The 21,065-nt window shown below is 58.5% G+C and carries 24 protein-coding genes; 12 read left to right on the top strand and 12 right to left on the bottom strand.

Annotation, left to right across the window (positions count from 1 at the left end; translation table 11 throughout):
- Positions 1-3 precede the first annotated feature (3 nt).
- From ACX80D_RS09725 to ACX80D_RS09695, 7 genes are all read right to left on the bottom strand, one after another.
- Entirely contained in the window at positions 4-312 is a 309-nt protein-coding gene (locus ACX80D_RS09725; protein WP_459322461.1) for a heavy-metal-associated domain-containing protein, read from the bottom strand.
- Between the two features lie 430 nt (positions 313-742).
- Complete coding sequence (locus ACX80D_RS09720; protein ID WP_459322460.1) at positions 743-1,876, bottom strand: DUF4192 domain-containing protein; 1,134 nt, start codon at positions 1,874-1,876, stop codon at positions 743-745.
- Between the two features lie 24 nt (positions 1,877-1,900).
- Positions 1,901-2,869 (bottom strand): hypothetical protein, encoded by a 969-nt coding sequence (locus ACX80D_RS09715; protein ID WP_459322459.1) that lies wholly within the window; start codon positions 2,867-2,869, stop codon positions 1,901-1,903.
- Positions 2,869-3,345: a hypothetical protein gene (locus ACX80D_RS09710; protein ID WP_459322458.1), complete on the bottom strand. Its 477-nt coding sequence runs from the start codon at positions 3,343-3,345 to the stop codon at positions 2,869-2,871. Before ACX80D_RS09710 ends, ACX80D_RS09715 begins: the two co-directional genes overlap by 1 nt.
- A 196-nt stretch (positions 3,346-3,541) precedes the next feature.
- Positions 3,542-4,045: an SRPBCC family protein gene (locus ACX80D_RS09705; protein ID WP_459322457.1), complete on the bottom strand. Its 504-nt coding sequence runs from the start codon at positions 4,043-4,045 to the stop codon at positions 3,542-3,544.
- 256 nt (positions 4,046-4,301) lie between these two features.
- The gene (locus ACX80D_RS09700) at positions 4,302-4,799 is read right to left on the bottom strand and encodes a GNAT family N-acetyltransferase (protein WP_459322456.1); all 498 of its coding nucleotides are present in this window, start codon (positions 4,797-4,799) and stop codon (positions 4,302-4,304) included.
- Positions 4,796-5,146: an ArsR/SmtB family transcription factor gene (locus tag ACX80D_RS09695; RefSeq protein ID WP_459322455.1), complete on the bottom strand. Its 351-nt coding sequence runs from the start codon at positions 5,144-5,146 to the stop codon at positions 4,796-4,798. The genes ACX80D_RS09700 and ACX80D_RS09695 overlap by 4 nt, the downstream gene beginning before the upstream one ends.
- 98 nt (positions 5,147-5,244) lie before the next feature.
- Between ACX80D_RS09695 and arsB the strand changes: the two genes are divergently transcribed.
- The 7 genes from arsB (at position 5,245) to ACX80D_RS09660 (ending at position 11,125) form a co-directional block, all read left to right on the top strand.
- On the top strand, positions 5,245-6,324 hold the full coding sequence (gene arsB / locus ACX80D_RS09690) for an ACR3 family arsenite efflux transporter (RefSeq protein WP_459322454.1): 1,080 nt from the start codon (positions 5,245-5,247) through the stop codon (positions 6,322-6,324).
- A 54-nt stretch (positions 6,325-6,378) separates the two neighbouring features.
- Complete coding sequence (locus ACX80D_RS09685) at positions 6,379-6,819, top strand: arsenate reductase ArsC (RefSeq protein WP_459322453.1); 441 nt, start codon at positions 6,379-6,381, stop codon at positions 6,817-6,819.
- The gene (gene trxB, locus ACX80D_RS09680; RefSeq protein ID WP_459322452.1) at positions 6,816-7,790 is read left to right on the top strand and encodes a thioredoxin-disulfide reductase; all 975 of its coding nucleotides are present in this window, start codon (positions 6,816-6,818) and stop codon (positions 7,788-7,790) included. The genes ACX80D_RS09685 and trxB overlap by 4 nt, the downstream gene beginning before the upstream one ends.
- A gap of 183 nt (positions 7,791-7,973) precedes the next feature.
- Positions 7,974-9,476: an FAD-dependent oxidoreductase gene (locus ACX80D_RS09675; RefSeq protein WP_459322451.1), complete on the top strand. Its 1,503-nt coding sequence runs from the start codon at positions 7,974-7,976 to the stop codon at positions 9,474-9,476.
- A 15-nt stretch (positions 9,477-9,491) separates the two neighbouring features.
- Positions 9,492-10,154 (top strand): arsenate reductase ArsC, encoded by a 663-nt coding sequence (locus tag ACX80D_RS09670; RefSeq protein ID WP_459322450.1) that lies wholly within the window; start codon positions 9,492-9,494, stop codon positions 10,152-10,154.
- Positions 10,155-10,168: 14 nt separating this feature from the next.
- The gene (locus ACX80D_RS09665) at positions 10,169-10,690 is read left to right on the top strand and encodes a universal stress protein (protein ID WP_459322449.1); all 522 of its coding nucleotides are present in this window, start codon (positions 10,169-10,171) and stop codon (positions 10,688-10,690) included.
- Positions 10,691-10,705: 15 nt separating this feature from the next.
- Positions 10,706-11,125, top strand: a complete 420-nt coding sequence (locus tag ACX80D_RS09660; RefSeq protein ID WP_459322448.1) for an arsenate-mycothiol transferase ArsC — start codon at positions 10,706-10,708, stop codon at positions 11,123-11,125.
- A gap of 401 nt (positions 11,126-11,526) precedes the next feature.
- On the opposite strand, the gene ACX80D_RS09655 is transcribed toward ACX80D_RS09660, so the two are convergent.
- The 5 genes from ACX80D_RS09655 to ACX80D_RS09635 form a co-directional block, all read right to left on the bottom strand.
- Positions 11,527-12,411 carry a F510_1955 family glycosylhydrolase gene (locus tag ACX80D_RS09655; RefSeq protein WP_459322447.1) on the bottom strand — a complete coding sequence of 295 codons (885 nt, stop codon included), beginning with the start codon at positions 12,409-12,411 and terminating at the stop codon, positions 11,527-11,529.
- Positions 12,412-12,505: 94 nt separating this feature from the next.
- On the bottom strand, positions 12,506-13,105 hold the full coding sequence (locus ACX80D_RS09650; protein ID WP_459322446.1) for a DUF305 domain-containing protein: 600 nt from the start codon (positions 13,103-13,105) through the stop codon (positions 12,506-12,508).
- 104 nt (positions 13,106-13,209) lie between these two features.
- Positions 13,210-13,614 (bottom strand): hypothetical protein, encoded by a 405-nt coding sequence (locus tag ACX80D_RS09645; RefSeq protein WP_459322445.1) that lies wholly within the window; start codon positions 13,612-13,614, stop codon positions 13,210-13,212.
- Between the two features lie 21 nt (positions 13,615-13,635).
- On the bottom strand, positions 13,636-13,998 hold the full coding sequence (locus ACX80D_RS09640; protein WP_459322444.1) for an ArsR/SmtB family transcription factor: 363 nt from the start codon (positions 13,996-13,998) through the stop codon (positions 13,636-13,638).
- Positions 13,999-14,178: 180 nt separating this feature from the next.
- Entirely contained in the window at positions 14,179-14,568 is a 390-nt protein-coding gene (locus tag ACX80D_RS09635; protein WP_459322443.1) for a heavy metal-responsive transcriptional regulator, read from the bottom strand.
- A gap of 260 nt (positions 14,569-14,828) precedes the next feature.
- Here ACX80D_RS09635 and merA point away from each other — a divergent pair, with 260 nt between their 5' ends.
- The 5 genes from merA to ACX80D_RS09610 all read left to right on the top strand — a co-directional run bounded on the left by merA (position 14,829) and on the right by ACX80D_RS09610 (position 20,484).
- Positions 14,829-16,274: a mercury(II) reductase gene (gene merA, locus ACX80D_RS09630; protein WP_459322442.1), complete on the top strand. Its 1,446-nt coding sequence runs from the start codon at positions 14,829-14,831 to the stop codon at positions 16,272-16,274.
- 1,208 nt (positions 16,275-17,482) lie between these two features.
- Positions 17,483-17,866: a hypothetical protein gene (locus ACX80D_RS09625; RefSeq protein ID WP_459322441.1), complete on the top strand. Its 384-nt coding sequence runs from the start codon at positions 17,483-17,485 to the stop codon at positions 17,864-17,866.
- On the top strand, positions 17,863-18,555 hold the full coding sequence (locus ACX80D_RS09620) for a hypothetical protein (RefSeq protein ID WP_459322440.1): 693 nt from the start codon (positions 17,863-17,865) through the stop codon (positions 18,553-18,555). Before ACX80D_RS09625 ends, ACX80D_RS09620 begins: the two co-directional genes overlap by 4 nt.
- A 580-nt stretch (positions 18,556-19,135) precedes the next feature.
- Positions 19,136-19,783 carry a hypothetical protein gene (locus ACX80D_RS09615; protein ID WP_459322439.1) on the top strand — a complete coding sequence of 216 codons (648 nt, stop codon included), beginning with the start codon at positions 19,136-19,138 and terminating at the stop codon, positions 19,781-19,783.
- Between the two features lie 104 nt (positions 19,784-19,887).
- Positions 19,888-20,484, top strand: a complete 597-nt coding sequence (locus ACX80D_RS09610) for a hypothetical protein (RefSeq protein WP_459322438.1) — start codon at positions 19,888-19,890, stop codon at positions 20,482-20,484.
- Positions 20,485-21,065 lie beyond the last annotated feature (581 nt).

Here is a 21,065-nt window from a genome sequence, read left to right as displayed (position 1 = left end):
GCTTCAAACTACGGTGTAGCCGGCCCCGACGACTGCGGCACCCACCAACTCTGGTGTGGCCGGACCGGCAACCGTCAGGGAAGAGATTCCTCCGGAGACAAGGACGATAGTGGCCGAATCGACGCCGACAACATTAAGGACTGCCTTCTCCACGGTCTGGACGCAATGTCCACAGGTCAACCCCTCCAGCTCATAGACCGTCCCTGATGTATCGACTGGCGCGGTGGCGATTGCCGGAGTAGAGCAGCACGCGCAGGAACTCTCCTGGGTGGGCGTCAGCTTGAGGTCTTCACGAATATTTGTTCCGCACATATCGGGTGAGTCCTTAGAAAGAGGGTGAATTGTGCGTTGTGGGTTGAACGGCAGTGGCGGCCGGAAGAATCAACGGCGGCGACAAACTACTTCACTGACAACACCCCAAACATACCCCCTGGGGGTATGTAAGTCAACGGGTGGAAAATGTGATTCAGGCGTCATTGGCAGGGAATTTCACCAATAAGGAGAAGTGCCGGCCCGTGAATGCCGGAAGAGCGCGGAAAATTAGTGGTTAACGGCAGAAAGGGGAGTTAGTCTCTGCTGAAAAAAGACAGTGAAATTCGCGGAAGAATTTGACGAATTGGGGGAGCGAAAGGAGAGTTGACGCCAAATTGTCCTGACCTGCGAAATATAACCGCAGGTCAGAAGCATGTTGTACCCCCTGTTGGATTCGAACCGGTGGCCAAGAGGCTATGAAGCGTAGGCTTCACCCCATCTCCAAACCGCCGATATCCGGTCCGAGGGTGTGGGGTGGCTGGTATGCGGTTTGGCGGTCCGTGGCCCAGTCAGAGAGGATGCCGTCGCGGACGAGGAGGTCAGTGAGTTGGGCGAGGCGGTAGTCCGGGTCTGCATCCAGGGCACGCTCGAAGCATTGGTGCGCTTTACTGCTGTGGCCTTCCCACCATTGAATGACGCCTAAGCTGGTGAGTACTGGTGCGGAGTCGGTGCCATCGGTACGCATGTAGAGCTTGAACAGGAGCTCGGAGGCGCGGTCGACACGGGCCCAGTGCGGACTTTGCTTAGTTTGACCGAGGAGTAAGTCGCGCATACTGTCTTCGATTCCAGGGATATCTGCGAGTAGGCGATCTCGAACGCTGATGAATTTCAGATTTGCGATCAGCTCGGCGGCCTCGTCGTCGGTTGGTTCGCGGCCGCCGTCGAGCAATGTGTTCCAGAGAATCCTGGCACGAGTGATGGCATCGCGAGGGGGCATTGCTTCGATGCGGAAGCAGTGTCGCATGATTTCGGTGCTGAGCGATGGACGAGCAAGCACTGGGATGCGGAACCCGGGGGAGGGCTCGATGCTGGATCCGCGGAAGACGAGTTCTGCGTTGAGCTCGCTAGATAGGATTCGGTCTAGTGGTTGGCTGGGCGCTGCATTGGTACCCATGCGCAGGTAGTTGGTGAAGTTGGTTTCTCCAATCAGCCATCCGTCACGGACGATCACTCCCTGTTGGCTGAGCCTGCCCGTCAGTTCCTCCATGACGCCCTGGTGTGGGCGCAATTCGTTGGGGGACGCAGTCTCATGAGTGAAAATGCCGAATACGACGCCGGTCGCCTCCCTATCGGTGCTGACGTAGCGCACGACTTGATCCACGAAGTGAGCGGTGTCTGCGCCAGAAACAGGAAGGTTGACCCTGAGCGTGGCGCCGATCCGCTTGTCATCCAGGATGACGCAGACCAGGCTTTCGGTGGGCCAGAATCCCAGACTGTGGCCCATGAGGGCAATGAAGTCGTCCGGGGTTTTGATGCTGAGCTTTTCCATGATGCCTCCGCGTACACGTGCCGCCGGCAGATGCCAGTTACACACCTTCATGGTTCGCAGGGGTGAAAACTCCATGACCGTATGCGGGAGGCACCTATTTCAGTGTCCTTGGAGGAGTTGCTCTGCTTGGTTGACGAGGATGCGGTCGCGGGGGAGCATCTTCATGCCGCGTAGCTGACAATCGCGAATCTCGATGACGCGGCGGTGTAGGTGGGCAGTGGTGTGGCCGGCGATTGGGTCAAGGAGTGGTGTCCAGCGGTTTCCGAGAAGGTATTTTCGTTCTGTACTGCTTCGGCGCCAGATCGGAGTCAATAGCACCATGAGCCAGCGGGATCGGATGCTGCGTTGCAGAGTTTGTGTGGATTCGCGGAAGCGGGGCAACATCAGGCCGACACTGACCAAGAGCACGGCCAAACTTTCGAGGATCGTAAAGGACCAGTTGAGTCCGCCGATGAATGGGCTGGTATGGGCGGGCGATTCTTCGACGAGCCCCAACGCCAGCCGGTTACCCAGCGCCAGTGCCATCAAAATACATCCGGCCGCGAAGCAGATGACACCGGACTTGAAAGATTTGCCCAGCATTTTGGGCAGGAATCTCAGGCAGTTTAGTGCTATGTCGGCGCAGACCCAGATGATGAATGCCGATCCTGCCCAGAGGAATAGTTGCATGCCCGGCTGGTTGCCGTAGGCGATGGGTAAGTTCTGGTTGGTCTGCTCCACGCGACTGACGAAGAAGCCGACGACGACGCAGGTGCTGGCTACGGCGGAACCCAGCCGTCCGCGCACGAGGTGGTCACGCCGTCGTTCTTTATCGGTGAAGACTGCGAGGATCATGGCGGTGTGGAATTGCCAGAACCCGGCAATGATTGTCAGAACCAGCAGGAGCCCGACCCGGTTGTGTCCGCCAAGAAGGGGATCTACCGTGTTGTAGACGGCGGGAATGAATAGGGTGCAGGCAAGGGCGGCGAAGAACGTCGCGCGCAGGACGGAGGCCCGTTCCGTATCTGTAGCCGTAGGAATCCTGATGAAGGTGAGCAGCCACAACATTGCTGCCGGCACGTATTCCATTATCCAAAGACCTTGTTGAACCCTAGCTGATCATCGGGCGGCTCAGGGATTCGGGCGTGGATACGCGCGGTCAGGAGGTCCGCCAAGTATTCTGCCGTGGCTTCGGCAGCGTCGTCGAAACTGGTGCGGCCGAGTACTTTCAGCGGGGTTTCTGGGAACCCTGGGAGGCGTGCAAGTTCCAGGGACGTGGCGGTGAGCTGGTGGTTCAGGATCATATGGGAGAACTCGTGCAGAATTATTTGTTGCCGCTGCCAGGCTGAACGTGGAGGAGCATGCACGACGACGTCGAGATGTTCGTAGGAAACGTACATTCCGCAGAGGTCCTCACCGTTTAGTGCGGGCAGTTCAACGATGGTGATAGGCCGCCCATTTTTGGCCTCGAGCCATGTCTGGATGCTGTGAAGGTCGGGGTGTGCGTCGAGATCTAGCTGACGGTTGGCTTCTCGTGCTTCGCGTCGGATCTTCCTGACGCTCATGATGTGGCCCTTGCCCTGCCGCGCACTTGCTCCATGGTCAGATTGCAAGTCGCGGTGAGGTAGCTCTTTTGGTGTTGCTGGCGGACTTTCATGTCTGGAACCCATCGGCTTGCTTTAGCAGTTTCGGTGATTCGCCGTGTAATTCATGCTAAGTCTGTCCGCTGCGGCTGACCATAGCTGGGTCTGACTTTACCTACTATTTTTGGGCGGTCTTCCTTGCTAAGTAGTCCTTGAGGCCCTGCTCGCCGCCTCGCATCAGGGCAGCGTGGGCAAAGGTGAAGGCCGGACTTGCTATCGGGCTGAGGAATGTCATCCAGCGGCTGGTGGGCCGCACGCGCCATTCAATGTTCATTTGGGTTTGGCCGTAGTCGGTTGTTGAGAGGAAGACACGTCCTTCGCCTTCCAGATCGCCGCCGGCATCGAAAATGATTTCATTTGGACTGTCGACAAGAGTTGGGTGGTAGGAGACGGACAGCGTGTAACCGAGTGACGCCTTGAAATTCAACGTGGCGGTCGTCGCGAGAAGTGTTGCCGCGGCTGATACGCCCGTGTGGGGTGCCCTTTCCAATGGTTTTGCCAATGTGCAGCCGGGCCACCAGTCCGGCCAAGCCATGTTCGGATCGGCGATGACGTCCCAGACTTCTTGCTGACTGTTTGGGAACGTCCAAGATGAAGAGAGGTCGTAGAGTCGGGTTGCCATGGGGACATTGTTGCACGGGGCCTGCCATATGGTCACCAGGGGTCTTTGTCTCCCCATGGGAGTGACAGCAGCCGATGTCGGAGGATCCGAACATAGCTAGTGCGGTTCATCTAACCAGACATCCAGAGTGGACCGCGGGGCAACGGGGCAGCCCGCATACACCTTATTCGTGTCTGCTGGCTTCTTCCGTGGTCTTTGCAGCTTCGGGTGTGGGGTTCGAGGGTGCAGGAATATGGTCATCAACGCCTGCTGATATTTACAGTCTTTGTTCTACCAAGATGGTGTCTCGCCAGGTTCCCGCGTGCGGGCCGTAGTTCATGTGTGCGATGCGTTCGCGGTGGCCGATCCGCCGAAAGCCTGCCTTGTCGTGGAGAGCCAAACTGGGGGAGTTCTCAGGGAAGATGGATGACTGGATGCTCCAGTAGCCAAGGTCCCGCGCGCGTTCGGCTAGGTTTTGCAGCAGGATAAGTCCGATGCCACGGCCGGCAGCTCCGGAATTCACATAGACTGAATGCTCGATAACGCCTTGGTAGACCTCACGGGTCGAGGTCGGTGTTGCGGCAGCCCATCCCTGCACTGCGCCATCGGCACTGGTGGCCACGAGGTTGAGCCCTGGAATTCTACCGGCGAAGAAGTCATCCATAAGCGGAGTGGAGGCGGTAAAAGTAGCGTTGCCGCCTTCGATTCCGGCGGCATAGATCCGCTCAACGGCAGCCCAATCGGAAGGGATCATCTCCCGAATTTCGGCGCTCACAGGCCCAGGATACGTGCGGATGCGGCTTCGAGTGCTCCGGGTACCAGCGAGTAGTACGCCCAGGTGCCTCGTTTCTCCCGCTCCAACAAGCCAGCCTCAACCAAGATCTTGAGGTGGTGGGAAACGGTGGGCTGGCCTAGGTCCAACGGTTCGGTGAGGTCGCAGACACACGATTCGCCGCCGTCGCCCGCTTTGACGATGGAGAGCAACCGCAAACGGTTCGGATCCGAGAGTGCCTTGAGGACGCGTGCCGATTCCTGAGCATCCACTTCGTTGAGCACGGCGTGTGCGCTGGGTTCGCAGCAGAGTTGCTCGGTAGCTGTCTCGATCGTTAATGCAGTGTTCATGTATCCATTATGCCCATAGATTGACAATTGTCGATATAGGGGTGAATACTTTTCATATCGACACCCATCAATCTTAAGCTGTACTGGCTAGGAGCCTTGTGAGTACCAAGACCACCAACCCCTCCATTCCTGGAGAAGCTGCCGTTGTCGGCAAACTCTCCACCCTGGACCGGTTCCTGCCGGTGTGGATCATCGCCGCCATGGCCATTGGCCTGTTGTTGGGCAAATTCATTCCGGGTCTGAACAGCGCACTGGATGCTGTGAAGGTTGGGTCGGTGTCGCTGCCGATCGCCATTGGGCTACTGGTCATGATGTATCCGGTGTTGGCGAAGGTTCGCTATAACGAGACTGGCAAAGTACTGGCCGACCGGAAGTTGATGATCACCTCGCTGATCATCAACTGGGTGGCGGCTCCGGCGTTCATGTTCGCCCTAGCTTGGATCTTTGTTCCTGATCTGCCCGAGTACCGCACAGGCTTGATCATTGTTGGCCTGGCCCGCTGTATCGCCATGGTCATGATCTGGAATGATCTGGCCTGCGGTGACCGCGAGGCCGCCACGGTGTTGGTGCTGATCAACTCCGTGTTCCAGGTCTTTGCTTTCGGTGTCCTGGGCTGGTTCTATCTCCAGGTTCTCCCGGGCTGGTTGGGACTTCCGACGACGTCCGCGGACTTCTCCTTCTGGGCCATCACCGCGTCGGTGCTGATTTTCCTCGGCATCCCGCTGCTGGCAGGATTCCTCACCCGCACGATTGGCGAGAAGGCCAAGGGCCGCGACTGGTACGAAAGCAAATTCCTGCCCAAGCTCGGCCCGTGGGCCCTGTACGGCCTGCTGTTCACGATTGTGCTGCTGTTCGCGCTCCAGGGTGAGTCCATTACTTCCAAGCCGTTGGATGTAGTTCGGATCGCCTTGCCACTGCTGGTGTACTTCATCGTCGTCTTCGGCGTCAGCATGGTGATTGGCCGGGCCTTGAAGCTCGGCTACGCGAAAACCACCACCTTGGCCTTCACCGCCTCCGGCAACAACTTCGAGCTCGCCATTGCCGTCGCGATCGGAACCTTCGGGGTCACCAGCGGCCAAGCCCTTGCCGGCGTCGTCGGGCCCCTCATTGAAGTACCCGTCCTCGTTGCCCTGGTCTATGTCGCCCTGTGGGCACGTAAGAGATTCTTCACCTCTTAGCCACTGCCTGCTTGACCCAAAAATCCCATCATTTTCCTTCAGGAGCATCAACTCATGAGCACCACTGAAACCGCCAAGAAGCCTTCCGTCTTGTTTGTCTGCGTGCACAACGCCGGACGCTCCCAGATGGCCGCTGCCTACCTGACCACCCTCTCTAACGGGGCCATTGAGGTCCGCTCCGCCGGGTCCCAACCCGCCGCATCGGTCAACCCGGCCGCCGTGGAGGCCATGGCCGAGGAGGGCATTGACATGTCCACCGAGATCCCCAAGATCCTCACCACAGAAGCGGTCAAGGAGTCCGACGTCGTGATCACCATGGGCTGTGGCGATACCTGCCCGATCTTCCCCGGCAAACGCTACGAGGACTGGGAACTTGAAGACCCTGCCGGCCAGGGCGTGGACTCCGTCCGCCCGATTCGGGACGACATCAAGGCCCGCATCCAGGCACTCATCGCCGACCTCCTCCCCACCAGCAAGACAAGGATCCTGTCATGACTGAACAGCTCATCATCATTGGCTCCGGCCCCGCCGGGTACACAGCAGCGATCTACGCCGCACGCGCCGGATTGTCCCCGCTGGTCATCGCCGGTGCCGTCACCGCCGGTGGCGCGCTGATGAACACCACCGAGGTCGAAAATTTTCCCGGGTTTCCAGCTGGCATTCAAGGCCCGGAGCTCATGGACGGTCTGCAGGAGCAAGCTGAAAAGTTTGGTGCCCGCATCATCTTCGATGACGTCACCTCCACCACTCTCACCGGTCACATCAAGAGCGTCACGACCGCGGCCGGGGAGAGCTTTGAAGCTCCGGCAATCATTCTGGCCACGGGCTCCGCCTACAAGGAACTGGGATTGGCCGAGGAGAAGAAGTTCTCTGGCCATGGCGTCTCCTGGTGTGCGACCTGCGACGGGTTCTTCTTCCGCGAACAGGACATCATCGTCGTCGGGGGTGGGGATTCCGCCATGGAAGAAGCAACCTTCCTGACCCGCTTCGCGAAGTCCGTGACTGTAATCGTACGCCGCGGTGAACTACGGGCTTCGAAGATCATGGCCCAGCGCGCCAAGGACAACCCGAAGATCCGCTTCGCCTACAACACGGCCATCACCGCCATTCACGGTGAAAGCAAGGTCACTGGTGTGACCGTTGAGGACACTGTCACGGGGGGAACCCGCGAGCTGGCTGCCACGGGGATCTTCGTAGCCATCGGGCATGTGCCGCGCACCGAGCTGGTTCTCGGACAAGTCGATCTGGATGATGAAGGCTACATCCGGGTGGATGCACCGACCACGGTCACGAACCTTACCGGGGTCTTTGCCTGCGGGGACGCTGTGGACCACCGCTACCGCCAAGCCATCACCGCAGCCGGGACCGGGTGCGCCGCAGCCTTGGATGCTGAACGCTACCTTGCTGCGTTGGAAGATGCTGACAGCATCGCCACCGCCTTGGTGGTAGAACCAACCCACGCCTAGAAGCGTTGTTTGGAGGGAGGTGAAAGCCATGGATGATAACTGCTGCACCGAGACCGGTTGCTGTACCAACGGCGCCGGCTGCTGCTAACCGCCCCCTCCAGCGCCCTGCCGGGGCGATTACCCCGGCAGGGCGCCAGAACCCCTACGAAACCAATTGTGAATACCTCAAGGAGAACCACGAACATGACGAATGAACGAAACGACCTGCCAGTTGCCATCATCGGCGCCGGCCCGGTAGGTCTGGCCACGGCCGCGAACCTCATCGAACGTGGACTCACACCCCTCATATTCGAAAAGGGTGCTGAGGTGGGTGCGGCCATTCGCAAGTGGGGACACATCCGCCTGTTCTCTTCGTGGGAACACAACATCGACCCGGCCTCCCGGCGCCTGCTCGAACCCACCGGTTGGACCGAACCCCGTCTGACGTCCCTGCCCTACGGTGCCGAGCTCGTGGAGCAGTACCTGAACCCGTTGGCCGCCATTCCTGCCATCCGTTCTGCTCTTCACACCTCCTCCACTGCGACGGCTGTGAGCCGGGTCGGGATGGACAAGACTCACTCCCGGGACCGTGACGAGCAGCCCTTCCTGGTCCGTGTTGAATCCGCTGACGGCACGGTGACCGATCACCATGTGCGCTCCGTGGTGGACACCTCCGGCACCTGGGCGCAGCCCAACCCCCTCGGCCAGGCAGGTCTGGCTGCTCCCGGCGAGGCTGAAGCCATCAAGGCAGGCCTCATCACCGAACCGTTGCCGGATGTCACCGGAACGGATCGCGTCCGCTTCGCCGGTAAACATGTACTGGTCATTGGTGCCGGCCACTCAGCAGCCAACACCCTCATCTCCCTGGGGCAGCTCGCCAAGAACGAGCCCGGCACACGCATCAGCTGGGCGGTCCGCGGCTCCGATGCTTCACGTCTCTACGGTGGCGGGGACCTCGATGGTCTGCCAGCCCGTGGCCAGCTTGGCACCCGCTTGCGGGGTTTGGTCGAAGGCGGACATATCGAACTGCACACCTCCTTCACCACCACCTCCTTCACCGTTGGTGATGACTTAGCCGTCACCGGCAGCACTCCGAACGGGGACGTGACCCTGAACGTGGACTTGTTGATCCCCGCCACCGGCTTCCGCCCTGACCTGGACATCCTGCGTGAGATCCGTTTGGAACTAGACCCCGTCGTAGAAGCACCCCGGGACTTGGGGCCGATGATTGATCCCGAATTCCATTCCTGTGGGACGGTCCCGGCCCATGGTGCCAAGGTCCTAGCCCACCCGGACAAGGACTTCTACATTGCCGGCATGAAGTCCTACGGACGGGCACCCACCTTCTTGCTCGCTACCGGCTACGAGCAGGTCCGCTCTATCGTCGCCGCCTTGGCCGGCGATCAAACAGCCGCGAACCAGGTCCACCTCGAACTGCCCGAAACAGGGGTCTGCTCCACGGACCTGGGTGGCAGCTGCGATCTCCCGGCAGTCACCAGCGCAGATCAAGGCGACTCCGCAGATTCCTGCTGCGGCACCCCTGAGCCTGTGTTGCTTGGCCTGACCTCCACGGGTGGATGCGGCACCCCAGCAGAAGACACTGCCGCAGAGCAGGAAGCGCCAGTCTCGTGCTGCGCAGCACCGGAACCTGTCCTGATTGGAATTCCCACTGGACTGGCTCATGGCCGCTCCGCCTTAACCGACTAAGAGAAAGAAAACGCCATGAACGAGCACCGCGAAACCGTACTCACCGGACTCAAAGACGACACGGCAGTCCTGCACCGCATCAGTGAAGACCTGACAAAGAAATTCATCGGCATCTTCGCCGCAGAAACGGTTGAACGCTACGTTTTCGAGTCCTACACAGCACTGGGTAGGACTTCACGGATCCACACCTATCTGGCAGCTACCACGGCCAGATTCGCGGCCGATAGGCTCAAAGCCCTGGCTCAGTCCAAAGGCGCCATCGCCCACGACGTACCCGAAGTCCTCTTCGTGTGTGTTCACAACGCCGGTCGCTCCCAAATGGCGGCGGCACTGTTGAACAAGCACTCCCAAGGCGCCGTGCATGTCCGCTCTGCCGGATCAGCGCCCGGGGCCGAGTTGGAGCCAGCCGTTGTGGCTGCCATGGCTGAATCCGGGATCGATCTCTCCGAGGAGTTTCCCAAGCCCCTCACCGACGACGTCGTCCGGGCTGCCGACGTCGTCATCACTATGGGATGCGGGGATTCCTGCCCGGTCTACCCCGGCAAGCGGTACCTTGATTGGAAGATTGAAGATCCTGCAGAGACGGACTTGACTGGTGCCCGGGAAATCCGCGACGAGATTGATTTGCTGGTTCGTGAGCTCCTTTCCGAGCTCACAGCCACCAACAAGGAGAGCTAAAGAAAGAGGTCGTCATGAGCGAACAAGCTGACTGGGCAGGCTTTAGTGGTTCGCCGGTCATTGTTGGGGTCATTCCCGGCCAAGATCCTGCGGTCTGGGACCGTGCCTTGGAATTGGCGCAGAGCTGGTCTGTCTCACTCATTGCGGCGTTCGTGGATCCGGCCAGCTACCTGATCGAATGGACCCCGGGAAACAGGGTCCTGCCAATCTCGCTTGACCCGGTCATCGAACCCGACGATGAAACTGCCATCGCCGCAGACGAGCTCATACAGTCCCTCACTGCCGCGGCGGACGGCTACGAAGTGGACTGGTCCTTGCGCATCATTGGCGGCGACCCGGCACTGGCCTTGAGTCGCCTAGCCGCAGCGGTCGGTGCCTCCACCATCGTCATCGGGACTCGGCGGCCCGGTTTCATGGCCAAAGTCGATGAACTTGTCTCAGGATCCCTGATGCACCGTCTCCTCACAACCCAAGCTGTCCCCGTCCTCGGGATCCCATCCCCGGACGTGCAACACCACTTCCACTCCCACGGCTGAAAGAAGAATCATCCTATGACCAGCAAACCAGGCGTCCTGTTCGTGTGCGTGAAAAACGGTGGGAAATCTCAGATCGCCGGCGGACTCATGCGCCACCTCACCGGCGACACCGTTACCGTCTACACCGCCGGCACCAAACCCGGACCCGCCTTGAACGCCCAGTCCGTAGATTCCCTAGCCGAGCTGGGTATCAACATCAGCAACGAGCACACCAAAGCCATCACCGCAGACATGCTCGCCAACGTCAACCTGATCATCACTCTGGGAAGTGAGGCCGTGGTGGACCCAGTTCCCGGGATCGAGATACGGAACTGGGACACCGACGAACCCTCCGAACGTGGCATCGTTGGAATGGAGCGGATGCGTCTAGTCCGCGACGACATACAGGCTCGTGTCCAAGCCTTAACAACAGAACTCAGCACAAACAACAACTAAGTGGTTAGATTTTGCTTCGCATAGGATTTCACACGTACATGTTCGTACTTGGCAGTTAGTGCAGATGGCCGTTTCCCTGTAGCTCGATCGGTCGCTTTCGGCACTCGTCAACGACGGCCTCCAGCGTCGGCACGGGCTCTGACACCAATTCATCCGGGGTGGATTGCCTCACCCAGCATGCAAAGTGTACATGCCGGGATCTCCTTGCAGGGGTAGAACCAATCGCCGAAACAAGGAGATGCCGCCGCAGGGCGACTATTCCCGTCTCAGTAGTCTGCAGAGTTTCGTGCTGCTGCAAGGGATATGAACAATACGATGGCAGCAATCAGGGCTGCGGATACTGCGATGAGCAAAGCCCGGAAGTTACTGTAGCGGCGAGGAACTCTCCAATGTCTATGGACCTACGAATCAGCTGGGCGGAAGGTTGCCCCGCCGTCGGTGGAGACCTGGACGCCGGTGGTCGTGGCTACCCAAATCGTTAGCTCGCCCGTGTCGCATTCGTTGGCGGTGACGGCTTCAACCTGTCCAGTGATCTGCCCCGCGGTGGTCCACGTCAGTCCGGTGTCGGCGGAGACGAAGACGCTGCCGTCCGGGGCGATGCCGACGGCGTCAGTGGGGGCCTTGTCTGCGGATCTTTCCATGGCCACATATTGGATGATTGGGCTTTTCGGCACAGCTTGCCAGGTCGCTCTACTATCGGTGGAGCGCTGCACCCCTTTCTCGGTCGTGGCCAACACGACCGTTGAAGCCGGACTGCCGGCCATGACAGCCGGGACAAACGTTGCCGTCGAGGTGGTCCATGCCTTCCCGTCGGTGCTTGTGCGCAGCTCACCGTCGAAGGCCACTATTGTGTGGCCACTGACGGTGAGTGCGTGAAAGTCGGACTCTCCAGCCCTGGAGGTCGACTCCCAGGACTTTCCTGCATCATCAGATCGTATAAGTCCGACAGGGTTCGGCAGCTCGGACCCGGGGCCTGGGTGGCCGGAAGCATAAAAGACGTTTGGTTCGGCTGTTTCCGTGAATCCCATCAGGTCAATGGTGGTGTCACTGATCTTGACGGCAGGATCACTGGTGGCGTCATACAAGCCATCGTGGGTTGCCAGCAGGATCCTCTTGGTAGCCGGGTCTACGCTGATGCCGTGAACATGGCTCAGGGCCGCGGTCTGCGGGCTTAGTTCAGCAGCCGTGGACTCGGCGCTGGCGCATCCTGCCAGGAGAAGCGGCAATGCCAACAATGAGACGACGGCGGATCGGCGGGCACGAAAGAGGGAAGTACGAGGTTGCAAGGGGGACTCCAAAGAAACGGGGGAGGAAGGGGTGAAGGGGTGGTGGATCCGAAGATTTTCAGACCCACCACCAAAAATAAATACTGAGCCGGACCTACAAGGTGGCGAGCAGGTCCTGCATGGCCTTGATCTCGGTCTCTTGGGAGGAAACTATGCTCTTGGCCAGGGCCACAGCATCGGCATTTTTCCCGTCAGTGTCCTCGGCTTTGGCCATCTCCACGGCGCCTTCATGATGGGCGATCATCTGGGTCAGGAACAGCTTGTTCGCCTCTGGGCCCTCCGCGGCGTTGAGTTTGTCCAGGTCGGCTGAGGTCATCATGCCGTTCATCGAGTGGCTGCCGGCCAAGGCGGTCGATTCGGACCAGTTGGTCAGCCAGGTGGTCATCTTCTCGATTTCCGGGTCCTGGGCGCCCTTGATTTCTTCGGCCAGCGCCGTGATCTTGGGGTCGAGGCCGGTCTTGGTGAGCATGATATCGCTCATTTCCACGGCTTGGACGTGGTGGGGGATCATCATTTGGGCGAACATCGTGTCGGCGGCATTGTGTTCGGTGCCGGTGGCAGAGGATGACGTTGATGTGGCCGTGGAGCCGTGGTCCATGCCGGGCATGGACCCGCCGTCAGTCCCTGTGGAACAACCGGCCAGGGCAATCATGGCGGCAACAATGGTGGCGGAAACAATCAGTGATTTTTTCATAACAAAACAGTCCTTCACTCAGGCTCTTCGATATTTGGCAGTTGCACCCGTTCGAGGGCGCGTCAATGAGGGCCCGTGCAAGTTCCACGGGCAGATTCATCGGTTTACGTTCTGCTGATCGAGAGTTTCTCGAGAGATGGAGCCTCTTGGAGGCGATCCGCGGCCGGATGCCCGGGAATCGCAGCGAAGGCTGTTCCAGCGCCATGAGTGCTCAGCGTTCCAGGCAGTGGAACGTTGAGTGCCGCGGAGCTGAGGGTCGGTGTGCAGTCTTCGTGCATTGCCATGGAGGCGGCGCAGCCATCGGGGGAGCATCCGCATTCGGGTACGGCGTTGACTTGTCCCAGTACGGAGGCACTGGTCGAGTGGTCAGATTCCGCAGCGAGGTGGACAGGGTTGCTTGAGTGCTTGGCCGTGCCCTGTGCCATCATCGCGGCACTCATGCCCGTCGTGGTCGTGATCGGCGGGGTGGTCATGCCCGTCGTGGTCGTGGGCATGGTCGGTGGGCTCATGGCTGTGGTGCTGGCTGCTCGTCATGCCTGTGCTTGTCCCATGCGGTGGTGCGCGGGCGTTCCACCCAGTGCGTGTTCAGCCTGGTGGATGGCATCTGCCACCAGCTGTCGGGCGTGCTCGTTCTCCAGTCGGTACATGACTTTGGTCCCATCCTGACGGGTGGATACCATCCGGGCCAGCCGCATCTTGGCCAAGTGCTGTGAAACGGCTGCCGGCGACTTTCCAACCATCTCGGCCAGCGCGCCCACAGCCATCTCGTCCTCGCGCAAGGCCAGGATAATCCTCACACGAGTGGCGTCGGCCAGCATCGCAAACACTTCCACGGCAAGCTCAACGTACTGACTGTCAACATTCAACGAGCAAGCATTCTTATCTGCATTCATACGCACATACTTGCATTAATGACGGTTTATCAGCAACTGAGTGTGACGTAAGAAAAATTCGCGAGGACGAGCGTCACCTGAACAGCCGCGCGCAACAGCACCCCTGGCATGAGAGCAGGCTTTGCCGCCCCTGCGACATAGTGGTGTCAAGAGATGCTCCAGTCGTGGGCGTGGCTCTCGCTAAAGGTAGCTGCAAATATAGTCGGGGTCGCAGGTTGCTGGGTCCCCGGTGGCTGCCACGTCATGGATTTCAGCGACTGTTGCCCGCAGCGCCGTCAGCTCAGCGATCCGTGCATCGAGGTCATCTAGCTGTTTGCCGAGTAAATCCCGGACATGGTTACAGGGTGTCTGGCCGACGTCTCGGACGGCGAGAATGCCGCCGATCTGGGACAGGGTTAGTCCGGCAGCGCGGCCGCGGCGGATAAATTCCAGTCGATTAACCGACTCCTGTGCGTAGTCACGGTATCCATTCGGAGCCCTATCAGGCGCCGGCAGCAGTCCCCGGTCCTCGTAGAACCGCAGCGTCTTGGCCGTCAAGCCGGTGGCTGCGGCAATTTCTCCTATACGCATGATGGGCCCTTCGTCTCCAGGAATTTCGTAACGACCCTCCATCATAGTGGAAGGTTACAAACTGGTGGCATAGCAGCCCCTCCGTGCGCAGGTGACCGGGGACGGTCTGTGTGACAACGCTGATGCGTCATGATCCGGGTCGGGTTGGCCAGACGTCTTGACCTTCCCCTGTGGTGGAAGGTGCAGACTAAGCAGGAACCCTATACGGGGAACGGCTGTAGGCACTGCTGGGCCACCTCTGGGACGACTTTGGAGAAATTATGACTGAAATAGCGACACCAGATTTTGATCTTGCAATCATCGGTTCCGGTGGTGGCGCCTTCGCTGCGGCGATCCGGGCCACCAATTTGGGTAAGCGAGTGCTCATGGTGGAACGTTCCACCATCGGCGGGACGTGCGTAAACACCGGATGTGTGCCGTCAAAGGCGCTGCTGGCCGCGGCCGAGGCGCGCCATATTGCCGTGGACGCATCGGGCCGGTTCCCCGGAATTAGCACATCATCGGGACCGGTGGACATGCCCGGGCTCATCGACGGCAAGCGTTCCTTGGTGGAGACCATGCGCTCGGAGAAGTATGTGGACCTGATCGCGGACTACGGCTGGGAACTGCGCCAGGGCAACGCCGTATTCGCTGGTAGTCAGGGTGATCCGGTCCTAGAAATCACCGGCACTGACGGAACCCAAGAATCGCTCCGGGCCGCACACTACCTGGTAGCTACCGGATCCGCTCCGTGGGCTCCCCTAATCGAGGGGCTGGCAGACGTCGACTATCTGACCTCGACCACGGCCATGGAGCTTGATGAAGTGCCAGAATCCCTGCTGGTCCTGGGAAGCGGGTACGTAGCCCTGGAACAGGCTCAACTCTTCGCCCGCCTCGGGTCGAAGGTCACCATGCTGCTCCGCTCCCGGTTGGCCTCGGCGGAGGAACCAGAAGCCTCGCGTGCCATGATGGGGGTCTTTGCCGACGAAGGCATACGCGTCGTCCGCCGGGCGACCGTGTCCTCCGTGCGCACGGACCCGGCCACCGGCGGGATCCTCGCAACCGCGACGGTGTCCGGCGCGGAACAGGAATTCAGTGCCGCGAAACTGCTGGTCGCCACGGGACGGCGCCCCGTCACCGAGGGCCTAAACCTGGCCGTCATCGGCGTCACAACCGGGGACCACGGAGAGATCATGGTCAACAACCGGCTGAACAGCTCCAACGAACGGATTTGGGCCGCCGGGGACGTGACCGGACACCGCGAATTCGTCTACGTCGCAGCCTCCCACGGTTCCCTGGTCGTGGAAAACGCGTTCAACAACGCCGGCCGCGAGGTCGACTACCGGCACCTGCCCCGGGTCACCTTCACCAGCCCGGCCCTGGCCGCCGTCGGCATGACCGACAAGGAAGCCAACGAAGCTGGCATCCGGTGCGAATGCCGGGTCCTACCCCTGGAGTACGTGCCGCGCGCTCTGGTGAACCGGGACACACGCGGCTTCATCAAAGTCCTCGCCGACGCCGACACCGGGCGCATCTTGGGCATCACTGCCGTAGCCAAGGACGCCGGGGAATTGGCCGCTGCGGGCGTCTACATCCTGGAGGCCGGGATGACTGTGGAGCAGGTGGCGAACCTGTGGAGCCCGTATCTGACCATGGCCGAAGGCATTAAGATCGCCGCACAGTCATTCACCACCGATATCTCCAAGCTCTCCTGCTGCGCATCCTGACTTCAACCTTCAACAAGAGCCGACGGCTAACGCCTCCGGCCATGACGTAACTTGATTTGACCGGGCAAAGCGTTGGACCTGCCCGGTCAAATCCCAATAATTATCCGTCGTTTAGTGCAGACCTAGGATTCTCTAATGTCTTCAGCCATACAGGGTGGCGCAGTGCTGCTTTTCAGATCAGAATTCCACGAACCGGAGCCTCTTGTCGTGTGCGGCTTGGAGGCAGCGGCCGCGCCTCAATACCTTGATACGGTCCCTGCGAGAATAAGGGAGGTGCCCAATATTTTGCGAGCCCTCGCTCCTTCAGAAGTTGACAGCGGGCAAGTGTGATTATGACCGACTCGCCATAAACACGCCAGAATCAGCGACAATTGTCACCTATTTAGTACCTTCTATTGTTCCGGATCTCTTGCTATAACAAAGGGTAAAAGGGGGTATTGACAAGCCTTAGTAGCCCTGTTTTCCTAAAGCGGGGGTCATCGGTTCGAATCCGATAGGGGCCCAGAAAGCCCGGAATCTGGCGGTTTTAGGTACGAAAATGACTCCTTTTAGGGGTCATTTTCAACTTAACCCTCCACAAACCCGCCATAAACTCTCCAGATTGAAGCCCGTTTTCCCCTCTGTCTAGACGGGATTCACCCCTGCCGTGAATCTATTTTGACTGGCGTCAGGTCAGGGCTGAGCCCGATGGCGCCGGGGATCCGGGCTTGTCCATGTGGCTGAATTGGCCAGCATCTTCTCGTTCGTTGTCATTGTGCTGCTGTGGTTATCAATAGCTGTTGTTGATGAGGCGCCTTCTGGTGTCAACAGAGGCAGGAGCCTCAGCCAGATGAGGAGCGACTTCCCTCTGATAGTGCGGATATTCCAGGCAAGGCGCCGCCGGGAATTACGACCTCAATACCCTGTATCTCGTCGGTTAGATTTGTCGTGGATGAGGCAGAATGACGGCCCAACTTGGCGATTAGTGGACTGTCGCGCTGGGATCTACGGACGTTCGACATGGGAGTCGCCGCCGCTCCGGTCACATTATTCTGCCGTGGTGTGGGCCGCGGCAAGCGAGCGGTAACCCATCACGATACCGGGGTTGCGGTAAAAACACCGAGCGTGAGCGCCACCTCCTTCATTTTGGATTATTAGTGGCTTTTTATTGGATTAAGTCTCTTTCGGGGAGGTAGGGTGGAGTCATCACCACTACGAGTAGGGAAAACATGAGCATTGCAACTATTACGAATGCAGGGTTCGCAGGAACTGCGCGTCTTGGGATCCGTGAAGTCGTGAGGCAACTCAACGGCGCACTCGGGGCGACCTTGGTAGCGGCTCTTACGGGAAGCAAAGATCCTCGAGTCAGCTACAAGTGGGCCCGTGAAAACGGTCCCGAACCCCGGCCAGAAGCAGTGCAAAGACTATTGCTGGCCCACAGGGCGTGGACTGCTGTGTCTGCGAACGAAGGCGAGCATGTTGCAAGGTTGTGGTTCATCGGTGCCAATCCTTGGTTGGATGAGATTTCACCTATTGAAGCGATCAGCAACCTTGAATCAAAAAAGGTCATGACTGCCGCTCAGGCAATGATCGAGGATAGCTTCGCTGGATGAAGCGCGTATGTAAAACCACCGGTCTCACGGTTCTGACGCAGCCGCTGGTTGGGTGGCGGATAGCGAAGAGTTCCTACGGGGCCCTGTCGCCCCTCCCGCGCCCGTCGTTGCCTCTCGGGGCAGAGGATCGTGCTGTTTGGTCTCGGTTCGATACTGTTGGGTCGACTGTCTATATTGCTGACACGAGGCGCACGGCGTTCTTGGAGACGTTGGCACCTATTCGGCTTAGCGCAGAGTTTCGTTCTGCAATTGCTTTTGCTGCTGAACACTTCGGGAAAACCCTGGCCGAAGCACGACACTTGGTCGAGGAAGACTGGGTTGCCAATGGCAATATGGTTCCTGGCTGGCTTCCCGCCAGTTGGCGCGACGGCCGGCTCATGTACAAGCTCCAAGTGCCAGCTACCGCCCAATGGGTTGATCTCACCGACGCTGTCTCCATCGCGGCACTCAACCGGGAACTCGGTGTCGCCTTGGCCAGTATCGATGAGCCTGAAATTACCCTGGGCACATTCACCGGCAACAACCGTCTAGCGACCACCATGATTGCCGAGTGGATTCGAGAGCAGGTCCTGGACGACGGCGGCTATGCCGATGGCATCAAGTTCCACTCGAAATACGGAACAAGTAAGTGCTGGGCGCATTGGCTCAGGCGCCGCGACCTGGGACTATCGGCTGACCCGTCGCTGTAGTTTCCGAATAAGAAATTCATCTTGGAGATCGCGATCTGAAAGCCGTCCTCAAACTCTACGGAGCCAACTCCCGCTAGATGGCAAGAGAACTGTACTAGCAGCTGTGACTTACCATAAGAGGCTCTCCTTCAAGGTTACAGCTGGGGCTGTCCAAAGATTGGCAGACAGGTTGGACTGAAATCATTCGTGGAGATATTGGGTCAATCCGGTGGGTAAAGGGTGGATTGACCTTCCCTGATTCGCGCTTGGTGGCGCTCACCAAGAAGCACAAGGGAGAGCCATAAACAGACCTGAGAACGACCTGTTGGCGGTAGGTGTTTCTCGACAGTGGAGCGGGGTCGCGCCCAAGGGCACTCGGACAGATAAGTATCTTGGACAGCGTGTAACCATCACCACGAAAAACTCAATAGCCGCCGGGGGGTGCTGCAAGGTTTCCATCACGACAACGGAGTCATCAACGACAGCTCCTGGACTCGAGACAACTGAGTCAATGGAGTCTCCACAACCCTGCTCACGCCCGACCAGCGAGTCATCGCCGATGTGGAAGACCAAGCGTCCGTGCAACCATGTGATCCGGACAATGGGCGAGAATAAGGGCATGGATATACCTTGGTTCCCCATCACGACCGCAGCGGTTGCTCTCATTGGTGTCCTTGCTGGGTCCCTATTGACTCGAACGAACGAACACAAGCAATGGCTGAGAAACGAGAAGTTGTCTGTTTATACTGCCTATCTTGAAGAATTTGGGACCATTCAAATATCGAACTACTTTGAGATGGTAGATAGTGCACAGGACGTGAAAAAAATGCTTGCGCTCATCGATTCAGTCCACCGGATATGCCTACGTGTAATCGTCGTGGCACCGGTGGAGATTATGGAGACCGTTCAGGAGTCACTGAATGACGTGATGATGATTTCGAGCTGGGCTAGTGATCTCCCGACCAGGCTGGGAGAAAAGTACTTCGTAGACGGGATGACCGAGCAGGAGAGATCTGAAGCCGACGAGGCTCTGACTCTTGAGGCAGCTGAAATGCTGCATGAAAAGATGCTGTCGTTCTCTACGGATGGGTACAAAAGGATCGAGACCATCGCTAACCTCATGCGCCAGGACTTGAACGTAGGAGACAACGTCCCGAACGGGTTCTTCCAGCGTGTCATCGAGGTTGGCAAGGTGTTGACCCAAAGCAAGGTGCATCACGAGTTCAAGGACGTGAATGAAAAATCATGATGCCCACTGATACGCTCACCTGCCAGGTCACTCCGGACTCGGTCGAATTAAACTCCCTGTCCTGCAGTAGGACACCGCTCGAATGGCTTGACCTATGGAGGACAATGGGCAGCCTGTCCACGGCCGCTATCACGCTCGCACTTGTTGGCGTAGCGATTTGGGCCGGCAGAATTGCCGTATCGGCACTTCGACAGACGACATTAGACAGCATCAGCCAGACCCGGCCATATGTGTATGCCCACCTTGTGCCCAGCATTGCTGGCATTGGCTCATGGGATCTGACCATCAAGAACTCGGGACAATTCAGCGCCAAGGAAATGAGCATGTCCTGCAGTGAATGGCCAGACTATGACGACTTGTTCACCCAACGGTTTCGCGTGATGTTCAACTCCGAACAAACCATTCCGTCGGGTGTATCCATACGCACGCTTTGGCGAGCAGTAGCCTTCTCCGATCACACCGTTACCGTGGGTTCCCCCATGATGGGAATGCATGAAAGCTGCTCAATCTCAGCCAAGTACAGAGGCGACCATCCGAAGGACCTGTATTCGGACACCTACAGCTTTTCCAACGAAACCCGGGGGCGGACGCCGATGCCTGCTGGCGGCACTGAGCCCTCCTCATCTCTCAATCCAGGAGAGAAAAGCCTGCACAAGATGTTGTCCAGAGTTGCTCAAAGTATTGGAGAACTGGGCCAATGACAAATCAGATCCTCTGGACAAGCGGAACTGCGGTATTTGTTGCATTCTTCACAACTGTTTTTGCCCAGTACTATTTCGCTCCGACATTAGAGGCCCGAAAACAAAGGCTGTTGAAAAGATCTGAGCACACGGCTCAGATCGTGACAGAGCTTAACGAAATGCGATACCAGATGATACTTGTACTGGAGCGACGGATGAAACTTACCGAATTCTTCAATAGCCCTGTCGAGGCCAACTGGAAACATTTCCAGTCACTGGCTGATTCTTTTGATCCTAAAACTAACTTGAGCCATTCGAATCTTCCGGCATTATCAACGGAAATTGTTTTCCACTGTCAACACGCGGTTGACATATTCGCCACTATCAGCCGCCCGAGGCGTTCCGACCTGTCATCCCACATAGAATATATTAGGGTGTCGATAGAGGCTATCGACCCAGTCAACCTGCCATGGTCACGGGCGTACTTTAGAGGCTCTTCCGAATGCAGGGTGTAGTCAGGGTTGCTCAGTGATGAATCCGGGTGTGGAACTCGTTTCGGCATAGGTGAGGGCCTTGGTAGAGAATCAGATTGTCTAAGATCT

The sequence above is a fragment of the Arthrobacter sp. Sr24 genome, assembly GCF_054511175.1.
This window is presented reverse-complemented; position numbering and strand designations above follow the sequence as displayed.

What these genes read in the sequence shown, in the direction of transcription:
- merA (WP_459322442.1), top strand. Translation starts at nt 14,829, where the DNA reads ATGACTGAAATAGCGACACCAGATTTTGATCTTGCAATCATCGGTTCC.
- ACX80D_RS09720 (WP_459322460.1), bottom strand. Translation starts at nt 1,876, where the DNA reads ATGGAGTTTTCACCCCTGCGAACCATGAAGGTGTGTAACTGGCATCTG.
- ACX80D_RS09675 (WP_459322451.1), top strand. Translation starts at nt 7,974, where the DNA reads ATGACGAATGAACGAAACGACCTGCCAGTTGCCATCATCGGCGCCGGC.
- ACX80D_RS09635 (WP_459322443.1), bottom strand. Translation starts at nt 14,568, where the DNA reads ATGCGTATAGGAGAAATTGCCGCAGCCACCGGCTTGACGGCCAAGACG.
- ACX80D_RS09715 (WP_459322459.1), bottom strand. Translation starts at nt 2,869, where the DNA reads ATGGAATACGTGCCGGCAGCAATGTTGTGGCTGCTCACCTTCATCAGG.
- ACX80D_RS09610 (WP_459322438.1), top strand. Translation starts at nt 19,888, where the DNA reads ATGGGCAGCCTGTCCACGGCCGCTATCACGCTCGCACTTGTTGGCGTA.
- ACX80D_RS09670 (WP_459322450.1), top strand. Translation starts at nt 9,492, where the DNA reads ATGAACGAGCACCGCGAAACCGTACTCACCGGACTCAAAGACGACACG.
- ACX80D_RS09710 (WP_459322458.1), bottom strand. Translation starts at nt 3,345, where the DNA reads ATGAGCGTCAGGAAGATCCGACGCGAAGCACGAGAAGCCAACCGTCAG.
- ACX80D_RS09725 (WP_459322461.1), bottom strand. Translation starts at nt 312, where the DNA reads ATGTGCGGAACAAATATTCGTGAAGACCTCAAGCTGACGCCCACCCAG.
- ACX80D_RS09640 (WP_459322444.1), bottom strand. Translation starts at nt 13,998, where the DNA reads ATGAATGCAGATAAGAATGCTTGCTCGTTGAATGTTGACAGTCAGTAC.
- ACX80D_RS09650 (WP_459322446.1), bottom strand. Translation starts at nt 13,105, where the DNA reads ATGAAAAAATCACTGATTGTTTCCGCCACCATTGTTGCCGCCATGATT.
- trxB (WP_459322452.1), top strand. Translation starts at nt 6,816, where the DNA reads ATGACTGAACAGCTCATCATCATTGGCTCCGGCCCCGCCGGGTACACA.
- ACX80D_RS09665 (WP_459322449.1), top strand. Translation starts at nt 10,169, where the DNA reads ATGAGCGAACAAGCTGACTGGGCAGGCTTTAGTGGTTCGCCGGTCATT.
- ACX80D_RS09625 (WP_459322441.1), top strand. Translation starts at nt 17,483, where the DNA reads ATGAGCATTGCAACTATTACGAATGCAGGGTTCGCAGGAACTGCGCGT.
- ACX80D_RS09645 (WP_459322445.1), bottom strand. Translation starts at nt 13,614, where the DNA reads ATGAGCCCACCGACCATGCCCACGACCACGACGGGCATGACCACCCCG.
- ACX80D_RS09685 (WP_459322453.1), top strand. Translation starts at nt 6,379, where the DNA reads ATGAGCACCACTGAAACCGCCAAGAAGCCTTCCGTCTTGTTTGTCTGC.
- ACX80D_RS09705 (WP_459322457.1), bottom strand. Translation starts at nt 4,045, where the DNA reads ATGGCAACCCGACTCTACGACCTCTCTTCATCTTGGACGTTCCCAAAC.
- ACX80D_RS09695 (WP_459322455.1), bottom strand. Translation starts at nt 5,146, where the DNA reads ATGAACACTGCATTAACGATCGAGACAGCTACCGAGCAACTCTGCTGC.
- ACX80D_RS09615 (WP_459322439.1), top strand. Translation starts at nt 19,136, where the DNA reads ATGGGCGAGAATAAGGGCATGGATATACCTTGGTTCCCCATCACGACC.
- ACX80D_RS09620 (WP_459322440.1), top strand. Translation starts at nt 17,863, where the DNA reads ATGAAGCGCGTATGTAAAACCACCGGTCTCACGGTTCTGACGCAGCCG.
- ACX80D_RS09660 (WP_459322448.1), top strand. Translation starts at nt 10,706, where the DNA reads ATGACCAGCAAACCAGGCGTCCTGTTCGTGTGCGTGAAAAACGGTGGG.